Origin of the sequence: Ralstonia nicotianae (genome assembly GCF_018243235.1) — a bacterium.
GTDB classification, from domain to species: domain Bacteria; phylum Pseudomonadota; class Gammaproteobacteria; order Burkholderiales; family Burkholderiaceae; genus Ralstonia; species Ralstonia nicotianae.
In genome coordinates this window covers 302,047-319,351 of sequence record NZ_CP046675.1, presented here as the reverse complement: position 1 = coordinate 319,351, position 17,305 = coordinate 302,047, and the positions used below count along the sequence as shown (strand labels likewise).

11 protein-coding genes are annotated in these 17,305 nt (G+C 63.1%); 1 reads left to right on the top strand and 10 read right to left on the bottom strand.

Features of this window, described 5'->3' with window-relative positions; translation table 11 throughout:
* Positions 1 to 91: 91 nt before the first annotated feature.
* Positions 92 to 967 carry a hypothetical protein gene (locus GO999_RS17855; RefSeq protein WP_249215107.1) on the top strand — a complete coding sequence of 292 codons (876 nt, stop codon included), beginning with the start codon at positions 92 to 94 and terminating at the stop codon, positions 965 to 967.
* A gap of 72 nt (positions 968 to 1,039) precedes the next feature.
* Here GO999_RS17855 and tssA read toward each other — a convergent pair whose 3' ends face one another.
* The 10 genes from tssA to tssI form a co-directional block, all read right to left on the bottom strand.
* Positions 1,040 to 2,119, bottom strand: coding sequence for a type VI secretion system protein TssA (gene tssA / locus GO999_RS17850; RefSeq protein WP_211907060.1), 1,080 nt, complete (start codon positions 2,117 to 2,119; stop codon positions 1,040 to 1,042).
* Between the two features lie 133 nt (positions 2,120 to 2,252).
* The gene (locus GO999_RS17845; protein ID WP_019719444.1) at positions 2,253 to 3,596 is read right to left on the bottom strand and encodes a glycoside hydrolase family 10-like protein; all 1,344 of its coding nucleotides are present in this window, start codon (positions 3,594 to 3,596) and stop codon (positions 2,253 to 2,255) included.
* Complete coding sequence (locus GO999_RS17840; protein ID WP_211907059.1) at positions 3,593 to 4,351, bottom strand: T6SS effector BTH_I2691 family protein; 759 nt, start codon at positions 4,349 to 4,351, stop codon at positions 3,593 to 3,595. The genes GO999_RS17845 and GO999_RS17840 overlap by 4 nt, the downstream gene beginning before the upstream one ends.
* Positions 4,352 to 4,355: 4 nt before the next feature.
* Complete coding sequence (locus tag GO999_RS24820; protein ID WP_249215106.1) at positions 4,356 to 5,303, bottom strand: DUF6708 domain-containing protein; 948 nt, start codon at positions 5,301 to 5,303, stop codon at positions 4,356 to 4,358.
* 2 nt (positions 5,304 to 5,305) lie between these two features.
* A complete protein-coding gene (locus GO999_RS17830) occupies positions 5,306 to 8,629 on the bottom strand; it encodes a T6SS effector BTH_I2691 family protein (protein ID WP_211907058.1) in 3,324 nt (1,107 codons plus the stop codon).
* A gap of 30 nt (positions 8,630 to 8,659) precedes the next feature.
* Positions 8,660 to 9,259, bottom strand: a complete 600-nt coding sequence (locus GO999_RS17825) for a DUF4123 domain-containing protein (protein ID WP_249215127.1) — start codon at positions 9,257 to 9,259, stop codon at positions 8,660 to 8,662.
* A gap of 246 nt (positions 9,260 to 9,505) precedes the next feature.
* A complete protein-coding gene (locus tag GO999_RS17820) occupies positions 9,506 to 10,612 on the bottom strand; it encodes an MFS transporter (RefSeq protein WP_211907056.1) in 1,107 nt (368 codons plus the stop codon).
* Between the two features lie 12 nt (positions 10,613 to 10,624).
* Positions 10,625 to 13,402 carry a T6SS effector BTH_I2691 family protein gene (locus GO999_RS17815; RefSeq protein ID WP_211907055.1) on the bottom strand — a complete coding sequence of 926 codons (2,778 nt, stop codon included), beginning with the start codon at positions 13,400 to 13,402 and terminating at the stop codon, positions 10,625 to 10,627.
* Positions 13,380 to 14,513, bottom strand: coding sequence for a DUF4123 domain-containing protein (locus tag GO999_RS17810; protein ID WP_043898209.1), 1,134 nt, complete (start codon positions 14,511 to 14,513; stop codon positions 13,380 to 13,382). Before GO999_RS17810 ends, GO999_RS17815 begins: the two co-directional genes overlap by 23 nt.
* 17 nt (positions 14,514 to 14,530) lie before the next feature.
* A complete protein-coding gene (tssI, locus tag GO999_RS17805; protein ID WP_211907054.1) occupies positions 14,531 to 17,287 on the bottom strand; it encodes a type VI secretion system Vgr family protein in 2,757 nt (918 codons plus the stop codon).
* Positions 17,288 to 17,305 lie beyond the last annotated feature (18 nt).

The following is a 17,305-nucleotide window of genomic DNA, read 5'->3' as shown; positions in this document are numbered from 1 at the left end:
TGCAACAGGCAGCGGGCCCAACCCGCCCGGATGACCACGACAGCGGAACCGCGCCCACGCGGTCCTTCGCCGCCGCCTTCCCTCTCCCATCGTGAAAGGCATCTGGTGGGTCTGGTGCCACCTGGTCTGGGCATGGCAATGCATCGAGCACTGGCTGGCCGAGCGGCTCGGCGGTGCGCCCGCCACGGTCATGGAGGGCGTCATCCGCGCCGTCCGGGCCGGCGATGCGGCGTTCGACGTATATCAGGCCATGGGGCTGCAAGTTGCCCCGCTGGCGCGGCTCAACATGTGGCACGACGCCAACGATCCGTCGAGCGAGATGTACTACCGCGTGACACCGGTCGTGCTCGAACTGGACGATGGCCGCGTCATCCACTTCTGCGAATATCAGGTCACGAACCATCCGCTACCCTGCAACGCGCCCAACTTTGCCGATCTCGCCGCAGGCGAACGGGTGTGTGCCGTAGGCTGGTGGGAACGCGACATGTTCTCGGCCTGGGGGCTTCGCCTGCGTGAAGGACACCGTTCGCGGATCGTCTATGCCGTCCGGCCGCCGAGAGACCTGCCCAGGCGCTTCGATGAACTGCTGGCGCGCCGTCCCCATGGCTTCGCGAAAGCCGTGGGGACGCGCAGTGGGTACGCCGCTGCGATGATCCTGCCGATGGCCTTCGTGCTGCTTGCGAGCGAACCCGGTGCGCAGAACATCGGCCCCGTCATGGCGGTCCTGGCGTTCTCGCTCACGCTGCTGCCGCTGGCCTGCTGCCTCATCAGCGTCGCGGCAACGCGCATGCTGGCCGGACCACTGCTGCCCATTCCCGAAATGATGGCACTCGGCCGCTGCGGCGAGGGAAACCTCCGTTTCCGAAGCTACGACTTTGCCCGTTGCGAAAGGGCAGTGCGGCTCGCGATGGAAGCACCGACGCGGCACACCGCCAGTCCAGCCACTGAGCGCCCGGATTCTGGCTGATTTCTCCACGCAGTCATGCACGCACCGCCTGCCGCCCAGGACGGCCGGCCGCGCGTGCCCACACAACCGCCATCAACTCGCGTCATCCGCCGGCGGATCGCCCAACCCCAGCAGTTCTTCGATCTGCGACAGCGTCGCATCGTCCTTGACCACCGCGCGCAGCCAGGCGTGCAGCGGCATGTCGCCCCACTTGGCCGCGCGCGCGGCGAGGTAGGCCACCGGGCTGTGCGGCTCGGTCTGGCGGAAGAACTCGGCCACCTCGCGCAGTTGGTTCAGCGCCTGGGCGCGCGTGCGGATCGGGCCGACCCCGGTATCGGGCACGGCCTCGGCGACGGGCTGGGCGGTCTGCTGCGGCGCGGTGGTGGTCTTGGGCTCGACCGCGCTGGGCTTGGTTTCCGTCTTGCCGCCGAAACGCTCGACCAGAGCGCGGACTGCCTGCAAGGCCTCGCGCGCGGCGCGGAAGCTCGGCGCATGATCCCCGGCGCGCCCGTCCAGCACAGACTCCAGCCGCAGCAGCGCCGCGCCGCAACCCACCACGTCGTTGTACAGCGCCGTGTAGAACGCCGAAGACGACGCGCGGCGCGCCGCCTCGAACTGATCCTGCGTGACCTTGCCGCGCGACAGCTCATCCGCCTGCTCCGGATCGCGCCGGATCGCCTCGATCAGGTTGGTGGCGACCTCCCAGTCGACATAGTTGAAGCCGCCGTTGCCCGCCTCCACCAGCGGCACCTCGCGGATCAACTGGCTGGAGCGCCCCGCCAGCCACGCCATGCTGCCGGTGCGCGCCTCGGGATCATCCGGCTCGGGCAGCGGGAAGAGGTGCTCCCAGTACTGCTCGCACAGCCCCGCGATCAGCTCGTAGCCCTCGCGCAGGCCGGCGAAGCCCCGCTCCTTGGACAGCGCCTCGGTCAGCCACGCGGCCAGGCGCAGGTCCTTGGTGCGCTTCTGCAGCAACGCCGTGCTTTCCGAGACGACGGCGCGCCAGTCCGCCTCCTTGATCTCGGTCACCCAGTCGCCCTGATCGAGCGAGGGGTCGTCGAAGCGCCGCGCTTCCTGGATGGTGTCGAATTCGGTGGAGAAGAGCATGTCTTCGCCGCAAGGCGTGGGGCCGGAGAGCGGAGCAAGAAGCTGGTCGAACTGGAGGGTTGCCATGGGTAGAAAAACGGTCGACAAAGTTGGTGCAAGTCTACTGCGTGAGATGCCTTAAAGCGACAGTGCCGGGGCCGGGAACATCCTCGCGCGCAGCCGCTTTCCGGGCAGACCGACGGGCGCATCCCGTGGCCGGCTACCGCCCTTGCCAGCGCCGCCTGATGTAGGCCACCACCTGCTGCGTCTGCGGTTCGCGCAGGAACCCGTGCCGGAACAGCATGCTGCCGTGGATCTCCGGCAACGCCTCGTTGAGATCCAGTTGTCGCGCGATTTCGGGCACACCGCCCTCCACCGTCCAGTCCGGTTCGGCGGTGCTCGGCGTGCCCACCTTGTACAGCGCCATGCCGATATAGAGCCGGGTCCGGGTCTGCCGCACGGTGTCGGCCCACCAGCGGGCGATGACGTCGTAGCGCGCGATCTGGCGCGCGAACGGCCAATAGATCTGTGGCGCGATGTAGTCGATAAGCCCCTCCAGCACCCAGCGGCGGGTATCGGCATAGGCGACGTCGTAGTTCGGCGCGCCGGCCTGGGTCTCCGAGCCCAGCGGGTCGTCCTGCTTGTTCCGCCAGACGCCGGCCGGACTGATGCCGAACACCACCCAGGGCTTGATCGCCTTGATCGTGCAGGCGATGTCCCGGATCAGCCGATAGGTGTTGTCGCGGCGCCAGTCGCCCTTGTCGGCGAAGCCCGCGCCGTAGCGCTGGTAGGTGGCCGCATCGTCCAGCAGCGAGTCGCGGGTTTCGTAATAGAAATAGTCGTCGAACTGGATGCCGTCGACGGGGTAATTGCGGACGATCTCTGCCACGACGCCTGCCAGCCACGCGCGCACCTCGGGAATACCTGGGTCGAGCACGAAGCGGTTGTTCGCGACGCGCACCCACTCCGGGTGCTGAACGTAGACGCTGGGCGGCGAATCCGTCGACGAGCGGGTCAATGCATCGAGGGTGTCCTGGCGGGTGTTCATCGAGACCCGATACGGATTCAGCCATGCATGCACCTTGATGCCACGAGCATGCGCATGCTGGAGCAGGAAAGCCAGCGGATCGAACCCCGGGTCCTTGCCCACCACACCGGTCAGGTACGGCGACCAGGGCAGGAGCCGGGAGCGATAGAGCGCATCCGCGCATGGTTTGACCTGGAACACCAAGGTGTTCAGGTTCATGAGCACCGCTTCGTCGAGGATTCGCAATAGTTCGTCCTGCTGGACCCGCACGCGCTCCTGGACGTTCTCGATCTGCGTGGAGGCCTGGCTTGGCCAATCCAGATTGAGCACGCTGGCGACCCAGGTGGCCCGGACCTCTCCGAGCGCGCTCGACGCGCCGGCATCGAGCGGCAAGTGCAGCATCCCCGCGCCGGCCGCCAATGCGCTCCAGGTCAGAAAGCGCCGGCGCGGAATACCCGCCTGTGCCATCTCGTCCGTCAGCGGCGAGGGTTCCTGAGCCTCGGTCTGCGGCAGAATCCGATCGTCGCGCCGGCTCATGCTTGGGCTCCGTGCGATCGGCCGGAACAGGGCTGCGAATGAATGGCTTTCGACATCATGCTCTCCTTTGATAAGCGATCGATTGCGTGGGCGATGGCCGATGGGCGTTTGCGGCGTTGAGGGCTGCCGTGTAGCGTCATCGCATCCTCGCATTGCTGCGGCGTCATGCCCATCGGGCCGAAGCACTGCTCGTTGCCGACCCGCTGCACCTGCTCATCGCTCAGCGCCGCGAAGCCGAGCACCTGCTTGTCCAGCTGCGCCGGTTCCAGGCTATCGGCCTGGCTCGTACTGCCGACCTGCCAGCCCGCCACGTCGAAACGCTGCATGTACTTGGCCGGGTTCGGCTCGATCTCGCGCTTGAGGTGCTGCGGGTCGATGGGGTCGGGGTGGAACGCGTACCACAGCGATTTGACGTTCTTGGCGTCCTTGATCCAGATCAGGTTGTTGTTGGCCTGTCGTGCGCCGCGCTCGCAGGCGATCTTGGCCTCGGCCGCTTCCGGCTTCATCACCCAGAACTGCCGCAGATAGCCATGCGGATGCACTGCGTACCCTTCCCACTCCAGCAAGCCACGTCGCTCGATGCGCAGATACAGATAGCCAGCGCGCAGCATCCGCACACCGTAGCGCGCGGTCTTGATCGGCACGCCGCCCGGCTGTGCCTGCAAGCGCCCGTTCGGCTTGAATTTGTCGAGGGTGCTCACCCCTTCCGGCCGCGAGCTGTAGCCAGCGGAATAGCGTGTGAACAGGATCGGCAACCGCCTATTCGACGATGCTCACCTCCCCTTGCACCGCTGGCTCCACCCCTGCCAGCAGCTCCACATCCGCTACGCTCAACGCCGGACCACCTGCTGCCGCGATCACTTCGGGCGGAAACGCCATCGGCTTGCGATTGTTGACGGGCTTGCGCAACCGCTCGCCGGGTTGAATTGCAGGACCGCCTTCCTCCATGTATCGACGAACGTGCTCCCAGACTTGGAACAGGCGTTCATCCTCGAAGTAGCCTTCGTAGCCGATCGGCACACAGTCCTTCACGGTCTTCTGACCGTGTTCATCCAATCCGCCCCAAAGCAAAACCATCCAGTACGATTCGTGGAACGACTTGCCCGCGTTGGAGACGATGAGCTTGTAGGTACGCACCTTCAACTCATCCCAAGAATAAGTAAAGGCACCGGACCTCGTGAATTCCCAGAATTTTAAGAACTTTGGTCGTGTCGGGCGAATGAAGGTGACCGTCCGATCCTTTCGATTAAATAGGATGGGCCAGTCCGCTGGCATTCTCACCGTGGAATTAAAAAAAAACGTTGAAATAAGGAAAAAACAGATCGACCCCAACAAACTTATGACTGCAGACCATGTACGTGGATAGTCGTAAGTAATTAGCCTAATCGAGAAAATAAGAAAAATCAGAGACAATAGCATTGAAAATGCTACGCCCCCCCATCCGAGAAGCCTCCTGCTTTGCCCATACGGAGAACCAATTGCGATGGCATCTGGGTGCACACTCACCAAACAATTCCGCGTTCTCGCCAGTTCGTGCGTCCGAGTGCCTTTATCATCAGGCGCTATACGCCAAGGATTATTTCTCGGCGGAAGAATAGGTTTCAGCCTGTCCAAAACCTGGAAATACGGTTCGGGCTGATTCCAGACTGGCGCCAGCACCGCTTTCCCGCGTGGTCCATTAGCCTCGTCGTCGTATTCGATGGTCAATCTCAAATCTCCTCATCAATAATCAGCGAGCGCTCGCCGATAGCATGCCCGCTGCCAGAAAACGTAAAAACCTGCACGGTGCCACGCGCATTGTGGAAACGTGTCATCTTGACAGTGGATGACAGAACCAGTGTGGTAATACCGCTCTCTGATTTTTCCGTAAACGTCGGGGCTATACCGTTTACTCCCGGAATGTTCGTCGCAACCGATCCAGAGCCGGTATAGGAAGCCGTACCCACCAGCATTTCGCCCCCGCCTCCCGATGCATAGACACGCATTTCCCAGCCCAGCCGATTACGTAACGTTTCCGGCAACATAAAACGCAACCACGCTTCGCGGGTGTAGGTCGGTTCCTGACCTAACAGGCCAGCCCCTTCTGCCGCCATGGCTGAAGCGCCTAAGTTCTCGATAAGGTTCCATCGAAACGAAAAGTCGATCTGCGCACACAGCAAAACCTTATTGGCCTCTCGCACCTCTGCGTCGAAATCACGCCACTTACCTTCTTTGTCTGCCACTCCCCAAATCGTTTTAGCAGCCCATACTTCCGGAGGTTTATCCTTAACGAGCAAGATCACGAAACCAACAATTACCCCAACGGCCACCAGCACTAAGCTACCAATACCCAGAGCTACAGCGCCGATGCCCATCCAGCCCCCAGCAGCAGCTCCAAATGCAGCACCAGCTGCCAGTCCAAAGACAATGCTCTGAACAATAAAGCCAGTTGTCGCTTTCTCATCTCCATCACCAGCTGCTCTTACAGCGTTGACCAATGCCTGCACTGCATCCACAGCCGTCGACCCAGCCGCGAGGAACCCCGCAACCCGCTTCACCCCGTCAAACACCACTGTCTTACCCACATGTTCCAGATATTGAGCACGCAACTCATACAACGCAGCCGTCAAGCCCAAACCAGCCGACAGCAGACCGAAGCTCGCAGCCATCCGCTCCTGATCATTGCCGTTGGCATAATCACCCCACGCCTTATGGATCAACAACACCTGCAATAGACCAGACCCCGCAGACAATACACCGCTCGCGCTCGCGACCACCTTCATATGCCCCTTCGCCCACTGCGTCGCCGTCACCGAGTCGACGAACTGGGCAACCGAACGAGCCGCCTTCGCGCCATAGATTTCCGCAGGCGCAACCAAGTACCGGGCGCCTTTCGCCGCCCCCTGCTTGACCTTACTGAGCGTCGCGCCAGGATCGCGCACCATCAGGTACACGTCCACCATCCCCATCGCCGTCTTTGGCGCACCATTCATTTCCATGGCGGCAGCCGAGTTGAGCAGCAGACTCTCGACCTTGTTCCGACCATCCTTGACGGTTTGCTTGATGGCCTCGGCCACTTCTCCTCGCATGACGTTCCACATGCGTACGGCGTCTGCCAGTGGCATCTGCACTCGCATGAGCTTGAGCAGCGGATCAGCCTCGCTGCGGGTCATCACCATCATGGTGATCAGCTTCAGCTGATATCGCAGCTTTTCGGAGAGTTGCCCTGCCTTCAGGTCCAGCTTCGTCACAACGGCCGTGGTGGTGCCCAGCAGGGCTTGCGTCGTTGACCGGACATCGTCGAGCAACGCCCCTTTGCCGGCAGCCACCGCTGCCTTGACAGGCTCCAAGTCCATGATGCCCTTGACCGAATCCCATTCCTTGGACACCTGATCCTTGTCCGTGGCCCAATCGAGGAATTGCTTCTGGTTGCCCAGCAAGGCGCGCGCGAGCAGCGCTTCCTTATCGTCGAACTTGGATGTCAAGAATGGCTTGAACCACTTCGCTCCCTCGTCTGACATCGGCCCGCCCAGCGTCACGTTGGCGACGCACTTGGCGTAGTAGACCCCATCGATATGGGTAGCGTCGTCAAAGTCGTGCGACGTCACCAGCTTGCGGGCATCACTCTGCAACCAGACCCTGTAGTCCCGCTCGACTTCTGCCAAACGTTTCTGATCGGCTGCAGCCTTGTCCCGATAGCGCTGCAGGTATTGAGCGTACGTGCAGGTGGAGCCGTTGGGCGTGGGCAACGCCCTCAGCTTGCCCAACAAGCGCGTACGTGCATCCTTGGTGTCCTGGTCGATCTGACGCGCATTGGGAATGCGAACGGTTCCATTGTTGTAGTCCGGATACCAGTGATTCGGGTTCACCCCTCGCTTGACGATACCCGGGATCAGTTCAGCGTCTGGCGGAAGCCGGCCGTCCTTCTGCATCGACTCAAACTGCGTACGCGTGATCGGCGTGCCGTCCAGCTTGGCATAGCTGGCATTGCGTTGCTTGTGCTGCTGTCCGTTCTGCTCGATCAACTTGAGCATGCCTTCGATCTGCAACGCAGATTGAAACTTGCGGAATTCATCCTTACTGGCAACAGACTCCGCCGCCGAATTGCACAGCGTGATACGGCGTTGAGCGGCTTCGGTCGTAATCCCCTCGGCATCGGGCACGCACACCATCATCAGGTTGGCGTCCGTATAGGGCTTGCCCGGCAACTTGTCGAACATCGTGTGCGCCTGCTTGTACAGCAGTTGCGCATCTTCCGGACGCACCGTTTGCTTGGGATTCTTAAAGAGCGGCGACTCCTGCTTTTCATCCTGCGCATCCGGCGACGCCATAGCCGCAGCCCCATTGCTCTGCCCCGCCTTGGCGGGAATCAGCCGAGGAAACGGATTGCCGCGCAGCACCTCAGGCTTTAGCCCGATGTCGTAGTCAGGAACGCACTGGATGGCCTTCTCGACGGTTAGCCCAATCGCCTGCTCACTCTTGCCGGCAGGCGCATCGATACACGCCATCCGCTTGGCACGCAAATCCGCATGGCTCGCATACTTCTTGAGCGTCGGCGCACTCCACGGCGACGTACTGAACCCGACCCACACCCGCTTGGTCTGCTTGGGCTGCGGAATCACAAACAGCATGGCCGTGGCATAGCTCTCGCTGCGCTTGCAGGTGAACGCCTCGTCGTCCTTGCCGGCCATCGCCAGCGGAATCGGCATCAGATAGCCGCCGTGATCGACGCGGAACACCTGCCATCCGTGCTGTTTGACGAGTTCCGGGGTGTGCGCCTTCTCGTAGTAGGCGTAGACATAGCCCGCGCGCAGGGTCCGCAAGACGTAACCCGAGGCCACCAGATCAGGCGCGGCCAGCTTCTTGACGATGGGTGCCAACACCCCTTTTCTGGCCTCGGCGTATCCCTTGTCCGCCAACCCGAGACGGGTCAGTAGCACCGGCAAGCCGGCCTTGACGCACGACGGGCACCCCGAGGCACCACACGCCGGCTTGGCCGATGCGGCGGCGACTTGTGCATTACGGGAGTAGCTGATGGCCTGACCTTCCGCCATGATTCGGTTCCAGTGTGTGTCTAGCTGAATTCAGGCGAGCGGATTGGGCGGGCTGCCTGTCGTCAATTCGTGCCGGATGCGATCCCACCCTTCCGGATCGGGAATCCCGGCCAGCGCATCCTGCAAGGGCACGTCGCTGTTTTGCGCCGTGCGCACCAGCTCGACAACGCGGGAGTGCTCGCAGAGCCGGGGGTGGATTTGCAGCTGATACGCGCTCATCAGCACGATGTCGGCGGGCTCGGCCACGCCCAGCGACCGCACTGAACGCAGGGCGTGCTCTGCCTGCGGTACGTAGTCGGCAGGCAGTGGATCGGCGAAGCTGCTCCAGCCGCGAAGGATCTGCTGGGCAAGCTCGCAGTCGTGCAAGCGCGTCCACTGTGCTGCGGTGAGCAGTTCAGGGTCGTGATGCGGCTCCTCCGGCACGGCCTCCGTCATTGCGTGCAAGACCAGCTCGTTGCGCCGGTTCAGCGCCCACCATCGGTTGATCGGCCCCAGCCATTGCTGACGCTGCAGTGGCGACAGCACGGGCCAAATCCACTCAAACACGCGACGATCCGCCAGCCGCAGATATCGGCGCCCGACACGGGGTTCGGATGGCAGCATCAGGCTCTGCAGATGGCGTACCAGCACACGCGGCTCTGCCGAGGACCGCAGCCAACCGCCGATCACAAAGCCCTCCTCGCCTTCGAGTTCGGCGCTGCTCTGTTTGCTCGGCGGCGTCCAGCCGCTCGGGCAGCAGCACGTTCAGCCTGAGCGACGTCTCCAGGCGCAGCAGCCGGTTGGCCGGCTCGCCCGAAATCGATGGAGCGGCCGTCGACCATCGGACGCGGACACAGCGCACCGCCCTGCGCACAGTATCGGTATTAAGACACCGTCTCAATCAGACACGCGACACTTTCCCTGCTCGGCGACGATGGTTTCTAAAGAGGGCTTCCACCGCAACGGTTCTTCCGGCCCGATGCCATCCTCGCGGCGCTTCTGGCCGCAGTCGCTGTTCCACTCTTCCGGGAACGTCGGCCATGTGCACAGGCGCTCAGCCAAGCAGTGCAGCGGCGCCCACAGAAACGTCATCAAGAAGGTCAGTTGCGTTCGCGCGGAATTCTTGCCGCGACCTCCGATATCGTCCAGCACACGAGAAGCGGACAATTCCGTTTCCTCCAGATGCTGGCTTGGCGTGTGGAAACCCTTGCGCAGCCACTCGTATTCATTTGGTGCGGGCACCTTGTCCATGCCCTCTTCCATGAAGGTGCGGATGTATTGCCAGAGACCCTCCCCGGCAAGCTTCGGACCGACCCACAACACGTCCTCACCCTTGCGTTCCGGATCATTCGGATCCAGCGGTGGCCAGTACAGCACCAAGCCTCGCATGCCGAAGGGACCACCTCCTCGTTGCTGCCGAAGCTGACGCGCGAATTTATCGTCAATCTGGTCAGGCGTCATTTCTCGCGGGGCGCACCATGTCACGTGCGCCTTGACGCGATCCCAGTCGAGGATGACATTGCCGCCATACCGATTGGGACGTAGGACATACACCTTGCGCGTTGTGCGGTTGAAGCGGTAGCGGGCGCGAAGGTACGTCCCAAAATTTGGTGTGATCGTCGATGGCCAAAAGAGTGACACAACAACGATTGTTACTACGGACATGCCACCGCAAATAAATAGGTCATTCAGCCAGTCGGTTGAGTTTGACGCGATAAAAAACAAAACAACAATTGGCAAGAACGGAACTAGCACCAAGAATAATCCCATCAAAAACTCCAAAGACCTATCCTCTTCCCCCATATTGGAAAGCTCTATGAAATGCTCATTGCGATCAAAGAGACTCCTCGCCCAAAGCAAACTTGGCTTAACTAATCCCGTCCCTTCTGCCTCATAAGGAAGATGAAGTATCGTATACCGATTTATATCAGCGATATATTCAACAGCCCGCCTCTTTCCATGCTTCTTTCCGTGCTGAAGAAACGCCGCCTCACAATCAAACATATCCCTCCCAGATCATCCGCCTATTTCAACCAATGCATCCGCCAGATCCCTCGTCATTTCACTTTCACTTTTATAAGGAATTTTCTTACTTTCCGACTTACGAAATGGCTGTGCTTGCAGCCAACTCTCCCACGCCTTACCTTTTATTTTTGCAATCAAAACTGTCAGTGCAACAGTAGCAATAGCACTCCAAAGATTTAGGCGAAGCAACCACTGCGGAGCAGTAATGTATCTGGCCGCCCGAATCGTTCCAAATACAGAAAGGCCTCCAGTAACCGCACGAGCAACATACGCTTCGGCCAACTGGTTACGCCCCTCTTTCCCTGCAACCGCCGCGTCCACCACATCCGCCACAATCCCAACAATTGCCCCCGCTGCCACATACCGCGCCGCACCTGCCTTCAGCGCCAGCAATTCCCGTTCTGCCGCTGCCGTCGCCCCCGTCTTTTGGGCTTTTCCCAATACGTCCGGCACCTTCTTGTACACCGCTTTCTCGTAAAAATCTGCACGCGCCTGCTTGAGCGAGCCGACCAACGTCGATGCTGCTGTAGTCAAGTCTGCCAGCGAACGCGGGTCTTGGCGCGAGTACGCTCGGGCAAGCGCGGGCATGATCGCCAATGTATTCACCCCGCACAGGACATAGCCCACTCGCATTTCCTGCGCCGCGCTGTCCGCCCCGCCACGGTTGAACAGATTCCTGGACGTCTTCTGGATTTTGTGCGCCAAATACTGGAACACGTCCTTGCGCTGCTGGTTGCTGAGGTTGTCTTCCCGCAGTTCCACGATGTGCGCTGCGGCCTTCGAGCCGAGCCCGTGCACCAGCATCAGCGCCTGCGTCCTGGCAATCATCGCTTCTAGCTTCGTAATCGGGGCCGCCCTGAACTTGCCCATGACGGCCGCCAGAAGAACCGCCGAGCGGCTTTCCAGTGCCGCCTTGCGGATTTCCGCAAGCGAGTCCTTGCCCTTAGCGACCGCTGCCGCCTTGTCTTTGCCAGTGTTGTACTCTTCGATCGCCGCCATGATCTTGGCCGTCTCCTTGTTGATCTTATCGGCGTTCTTGATTGTCTTGCCCATCGCTTTGATTGCGGCCAGCGCATCGGCGTAGGCTTTCTGGTCGCGTGCGGCTTCCCGTGTGTCGGTGGGCACTGAATTGTCGGGCGGCAGCGGCAAGCTCAACTGCTTGAGCACACTCTCCATCTCCTGGCTGATCCCCCGGTTGTTCAGGCTCAGCATCCGCCACACTAGGTTTTTCTTCTGCGGTGTGAAGGTATCGAGCGCGCCGTACCACGCCCTGCCTCGCGGGCTGCTGTCCAGTTGCAGCAGGATCGTACACAGTTGGCCCGCGCAACGGTCTCCGTCCCCCTTCTCCGGCGAGGCGGTTTCGTCATACAGGCCGAGCGCCCGGTCCGTCAGGCTGTCCGCCTTAAGCCAGTGAACGAGGTCTTCGGCAATCAGGTTCATCTTGGCATCGCGCTCGTTCAAGCGAGCCTGATGCTGTTGGTTGAACTTGCTGATCGCATCCACGTTGCAGTGCGCGTCAACGCTCTCCTTGGCCTCATCGCCGAGGTCCTTGACCGCGTCCGCATGCTTGGCAGTCCGTTCATCGATTTGCTTCTGCAGATCAGCTTGCCGACGCCGGTTCAGCTCCTGGATGCTGATCGTCTCGTAGCTGCCGTCCGTCCGGCGAATCCTGACCGGTTGTCCGCTATCCGAACCCGGGTAGTAACTGCCCATGTTTTCCCGGACTTCTCGCATGCGGGAAGTCCCGTCGTCGTAGTCGGTGATGGCCTTCTTTTCCATCGCCTCCTTAATGATCTGGATGCCACGGCTGGCACTGTCCTTCCAGGCATTGCTGTAGCCCTGCTTGTCCGTTTCCTTGAGCCACGCCACATATGGAATCGCTGCGGTCAAGTGATGCAGGCTCAATTCCTGGGCAATCCCGAGCGCGTCCTCGCAAACCACCACCGCGCCCTTGTTGTCCTGCAGAAACTTGCGCATGCCCTCCAGGCGCTGGCCGTGCTTCTTCTGATACGTCGGCTGCGTAATGAGAACGGTGCGCACATCGTCGATGACCACGGGGGGCGCATCCGGCACCGCGATGAATTGCTGCTCGTTCTCCTCGGTCTCATAGTTCCCCCAGGCCCGCTCCTGCGGCGTCATGCCCATCAGGCCAAAGCCCTGCTCGTTGCCGACCATCTGCACCTGTTCATCGCTCAGCGCCGCGAATTCGAGCACCTGCTTGTCCAGCTGCGCCGGTTCCAGGCTATCGGCCTGGCTCGTGCTGCCGGCCTGCCAGCCCGCCACGTCGAAACGCTGCATGTACTTGGCCGGGTTCGGCTCGATCTCGCGCTTGAGGTGCTGCGGGTCGATGGGGTCGGGGTGGAACGCGTACCACAGCGATTTGACGTTCTTAGCGTCCTTGATCCAGATCAGGCTGTTGTTGGCCTGCCGTGCATCGCGCTCGCAAGCGATCCGTGCCTCGCCGTTTGCCGGCAGCATCACCGGAAACTGCTGAAGATAGCCATGCGGATGCACGGCATACCCCTCCCACTCCAGCAAGCCACGTCGCTCGATGCGCAGATACAGATAGCCAGCGCGCAGCATCCGCACACCGTAGCGCGCGGTCTTGATCGGCACGCCGCCCGGCTGCGCCTGCAAGCGCCCGGCCGGCCTGAATTTTTCGAGGATGGACAACCCTTCCGGCCGTGAGCTATAGCCAGCGGAATAGCGCGTGAACAGGATCGGCAACCCCTTGCGGTTGCATTGCTCACATGGGGTGGTGCAAGCCATGCGCGTCTTCTCCGGAATTCAGGTAGGCATCAAAGGTGCTGATAAAACGCGCGTCGGAATCGGCGCGCAGCACTTGCAGCGTATGCTCCAACGCGCGTGACCAATGGGGGACTCGCCAGTCGATCGCGGGCGGCGCTTCGCGGTAGCGGACGCTGCACCAAATGAAATCTTCGAGGCTCCGCTCATCCAGCCCATACGACACGCCAGTTGCCAGCAGCTGCTGCATCAAATCTGCGTCGGGTTGCTCATCGGCGCCGCAGCCGTTCTCTGCAAAACGCATCCACACCCGATTGCCCACCGGCGCCGAATGCGCTCGCCCCCACTGCTCGGCGTTCATCAACCGGCTGAGCATCAACGTCTCGGCCTGACCGTCCGGCACCATGGGCCGCTCTGCCTTGAACCACGCAGGCGCCAGCACTGCAGCATCCTCCGACGCAACCAAGTCCTGCATCGCCCAAGGGCCCCACGGCTGCATCAGTGACCACCATGCCTCTACCGCACCCAGCCACATGCCCTGCTTCGCCGCAGACAACACCGGCCACACCCGCTGCATCACGCGCGGGTCCTGGTAGCGGAACAGCCGCGCGCTGCTGCTTCCCGGCGGATACTGGAAACCCAGCGAGGCGAGATATCGGGCGACCCACGCTGCCGAGTCGGTGCTGAAGAGAACAGCGCAGAAATGCTGTCGCACCAGCCGTTGACTAGCTTGCCGACTTGCGTCTTCCATCCAGCGGGCCAGGGTTTCCTGTGCGCGCACCTCTGCCAAATTGTCGGGATCGCCATCGGGCAGCACGTCGTCGGGAAGCTGCACCACGCAAGGGGCCTCGCCTTCGCGGCCCGCGTAGAAGTCATCGGGTACGGCCGCGCGCACCGCAGCGGCTTCGGGCCATGCCTCGGACAGGTCGGCTGCAAGAGGATTGCCATCCCACGGATCAAGCAGCAGGTAAGCGCGCAATGGGCGCTCATCAGGTTCCTGTCGCCGCTTCAGCGCGTGATAGCCGGCGGCCAGTTCCCGACAGCGCGTCATGTAGTCGGGATGCGGTGCCGGAACATCCTCGGTGGCCGGGCTCAGCAATGCTTCCTCCAAGCCCGACAAAATGCGATTCGTCATGCCGTTGTTCTGGTTGTTCAACGCGAAACCGACCCGGCTCCACTGGTAGCGGCGTTGCCTTCCTGGATACCGCACCCCTTCAGGTTGCCCTGAGCCAACGTGTTATCCGCCGCTGCCCCACCCGGCCCCACAAACACATGCCCCGCCCCCTTGAAGATCGTCTTTCCCGGCGCATGCAGCTCGATCGTCCCGTTGGTCACCCGGATCTGCGCGCCTGCCGCATTCACCAGCACGCGCGCCTTGCCCTCCGCCGTGACATTGCCCTGCGTGGATGCCACCGTGACGGCCTTCTCCGCCACCAGCCGGCTCTCGCCCTTCAGGGCGCTCAAGCTCACCTTGCCGCTCGCCGCATGCATCGCGATGCCCCGGGCCGCGTCGGATGACTGGCCCACCGCCTTGCCGTGCACGAACAGGGTCAGGCCGTCGGCCACGGCCATTGCCAGGTTGCCGCCCGCCGCGAGGTTGGCGTCCTGCTTGGCCGCCAATGCGATCTGGGTGCCGGCCACCAGCACGGCGTCGGCCGGCGTGGTCGCGGCAATCCCCTTCGGCGCGCTGACTTGCAGATGCGGCTCGCTGTAGGCGATGGCCGAGGCGCCTTTGCCTGCGCTTTCGGCGTGGCGCAGCACTTCGGTGGTGTGCCGCAGTTGCTTGAGCGCGGGCAGGTCTTGCGCGGCAGGCTCTTCCGGCAGGCCGGCCTGCTGCTTCCGGGCCACGTCGGCCAGCGATTCGGCCAGTTCGCTGAGGGCTTCGATCTGGCTGGCGGCGCCTTCGCTGTCGAGCAGCGCGGCGCCGGTGTCGGCGGCGTGCGCGGTGAGCAGCAGGCCCGCGCCGGCGCGCACGCTGCCGCTGTCGTTGGTGGCCAGCGCCGCGCCGTGTCCAAGGTCGGCCTGGCGGGCGCTGTCGATCTGTTCCTTCTGGTGCCCCAGCGTGAGCGCGGTGGCGGCCTGGGTGGTGCTCAGCTGCGTGCGGCCCTGGCCCTCGGTATCGTCGAACACGAGCTGGCTGTAGCCCGAGGCGCCCGTCTGGCTGCCGGCCAGCGCCTGCGTCTTGATGCCGGAGAGCACCGCGTTGTGCGCGTACGCCCCCTGGCTCTTGCTGTCGCCGGCAAACCAGGCCGGCGCGTTGCCGGTCGCGCCCGCCGCGCCGGCCTGGTTCTGGTTGTACTGCGCGTCGCGCTGGCCGCTGCCGTTATAGGCCGCGCCCACCACCACCGGCCGGTCGATATCGCCCTGCACGAATTCCACCAGCACTTCCTGGCCCACGCGCGGCAACGCCACGCCACCCCAGTTGGGCCCGGCCACCGGCGCCGCCACGCGCACCCAGCAGCCCAGGCCGGCCTCCGCGCGGGCGTTGTCATCGCCGGCCGGATGCGGCTGCCGGCTGGCCGAGCGCGCGCCGCGCTGCCAATGGAACTGGACCTTGATGCGATGATCGCGGTCCGTATGCACCGGGCCACCGGTGCCCACCACCAGTGCGGTCTGGCTGCCCTCGACCGTCGGACGCGGATGCAGCGCACGGCCCTGCGCATCGCGCTGCTGCGGGCGGTACGGCACGGTATCGTGCACGACCGTGAAGTGGTTACGGTAAAACGTGGCGTCGGTGCCCGCGTTGCCCGCTGCGTCTTGCGCGTCGGCGCCGGACAGCGCGCCCAGCGCCTGCGTCAGCACCTGGCCAAAGCGCTCGTTGAAGTTGTTGCGTGCCCGGTGCAGGACGGACAGCACGGCGAAGCGCGCCTCGCCGTCGTCGCCGTGCTCATAATGATCAACCAGTTGGAAGCGCGTGCCCAGCGCCAGCGTGCGCACGCTGCCTTCGCCGTCGAACTGCTTGTCGCGCAGCTCCAGCGCTTCCATCACCAGGCGCGCGCTGCGCTGGGCCTGGGCGCTGTCTTCGAACCAGTACTGGCCGGGGTAGTCGGTGTCCTGCAGCGTCAGTTGCGGGATGCCGTCGCGCCGCTGCTGCGCGCCGAGCTGGGCGCTGCGCTGGGTGTTGGCGCGATAGTCCCAACTGGCGATCGACACGGCGTTGGTCTGCCAGCGCCGCACGCCCTGCCAGCGGTCGATCACGTCGTCATTGGCGGTGGCATCGGCGCGGCCGAAGCGGATCGCGGCCTGCGCGTTGTCGGTGAAGACATCGTTGGCATCTGCAATCACCATGCGGTGCACGCCCAGCGCATCGCCCTCGACCGCCTCGTGCTCGAAGAAGTAGAACAGCCCCTCCTCGGCCAGCAGGCGGGTGACGAAGTCGAAATCGCTTTCTTCGTATTGCGTGATGACGCTGCGGCGCGTGTACACCGAGGCATCGCGCAGCGACCAGCGCCACGCCGGCGCCAGGCGGCCCTGGCCGTTGTAGTCGCCGAACAGGCTGTCGATCACTTCGATCACCGACTGGTCCTGGAACAGGAAGCTGTCGCGCCGGTGGCGCAGGAAGGCCAGCCAGGGTTCGATCACCAGCCGGTAGCGCACCAGGCCGCCGTTGGCGCCCAACTGCTCGAACCGCGTGACGTGGCCATGGAACGGCCGCAGCGCGCCGCGGCTCTGCTGGGTCAGCAGGTCGAGCCGGACGGGCTGCCCCAGCAGGCGCGCCGGATCGAGATCGGCGTCATCCGACAGCGCGGTCAGCTCCAGCCGGAAGCCGCCATCGTCGAGATGCTCGGCGGCGTCCAACCGCTCGGGCAGCAGCGCGTTCGGCCCGAGCGGCGTGTCCAGGCGCAGCAGCCGATTGGCCTGCGTGAAGGCCGCCCGCAGCAGGTTGGCCAGCTCGGTCGGTAAGACCATGGTGTGCTCCAGCGCAAC

Coding starts and splice junctions, on each gene's coding strand:
- GO999_RS17820 (WP_211907056.1), bottom strand. CDS start 10,612: ATGTTTGATTGTGAGGCGGCGTTTCTTCAGCACGGAAAGAAGCATGGA.
- GO999_RS17830 (WP_211907058.1), bottom strand. CDS start 8,629: ATGGCGGAAGGTCAGGCCATCAGCTACTCCCGTAATGCACAAGTCGCC.
- tssI (WP_211907054.1), bottom strand. CDS start 17,287: ATGGTCTTACCGACCGAGCTGGCCAACCTGCTGCGGGCGGCCTTCACG.
- GO999_RS17810 (WP_043898209.1), bottom strand. CDS start 14,513: ATGACGAATCGCATTTTGTCGGGCTTGGAGGAAGCATTGCTGAGCCCG.
- GO999_RS17815 (WP_211907055.1), bottom strand. CDS start 13,402: ATGGCTTGCACCACCCCATGTGAGCAATGCAACCGCAAGGGGTTGCCG.
- tssA (WP_211907060.1), bottom strand. CDS start 2,119: ATGGCAACCCTCCAGTTCGACCAGCTTCTTGCTCCGCTCTCCGGCCCC.
- GO999_RS17845 (WP_019719444.1), bottom strand. CDS start 3,596: ATGAGCCGGCGCGACGATCGGATTCTGCCGCAGACCGAGGCTCAGGAA.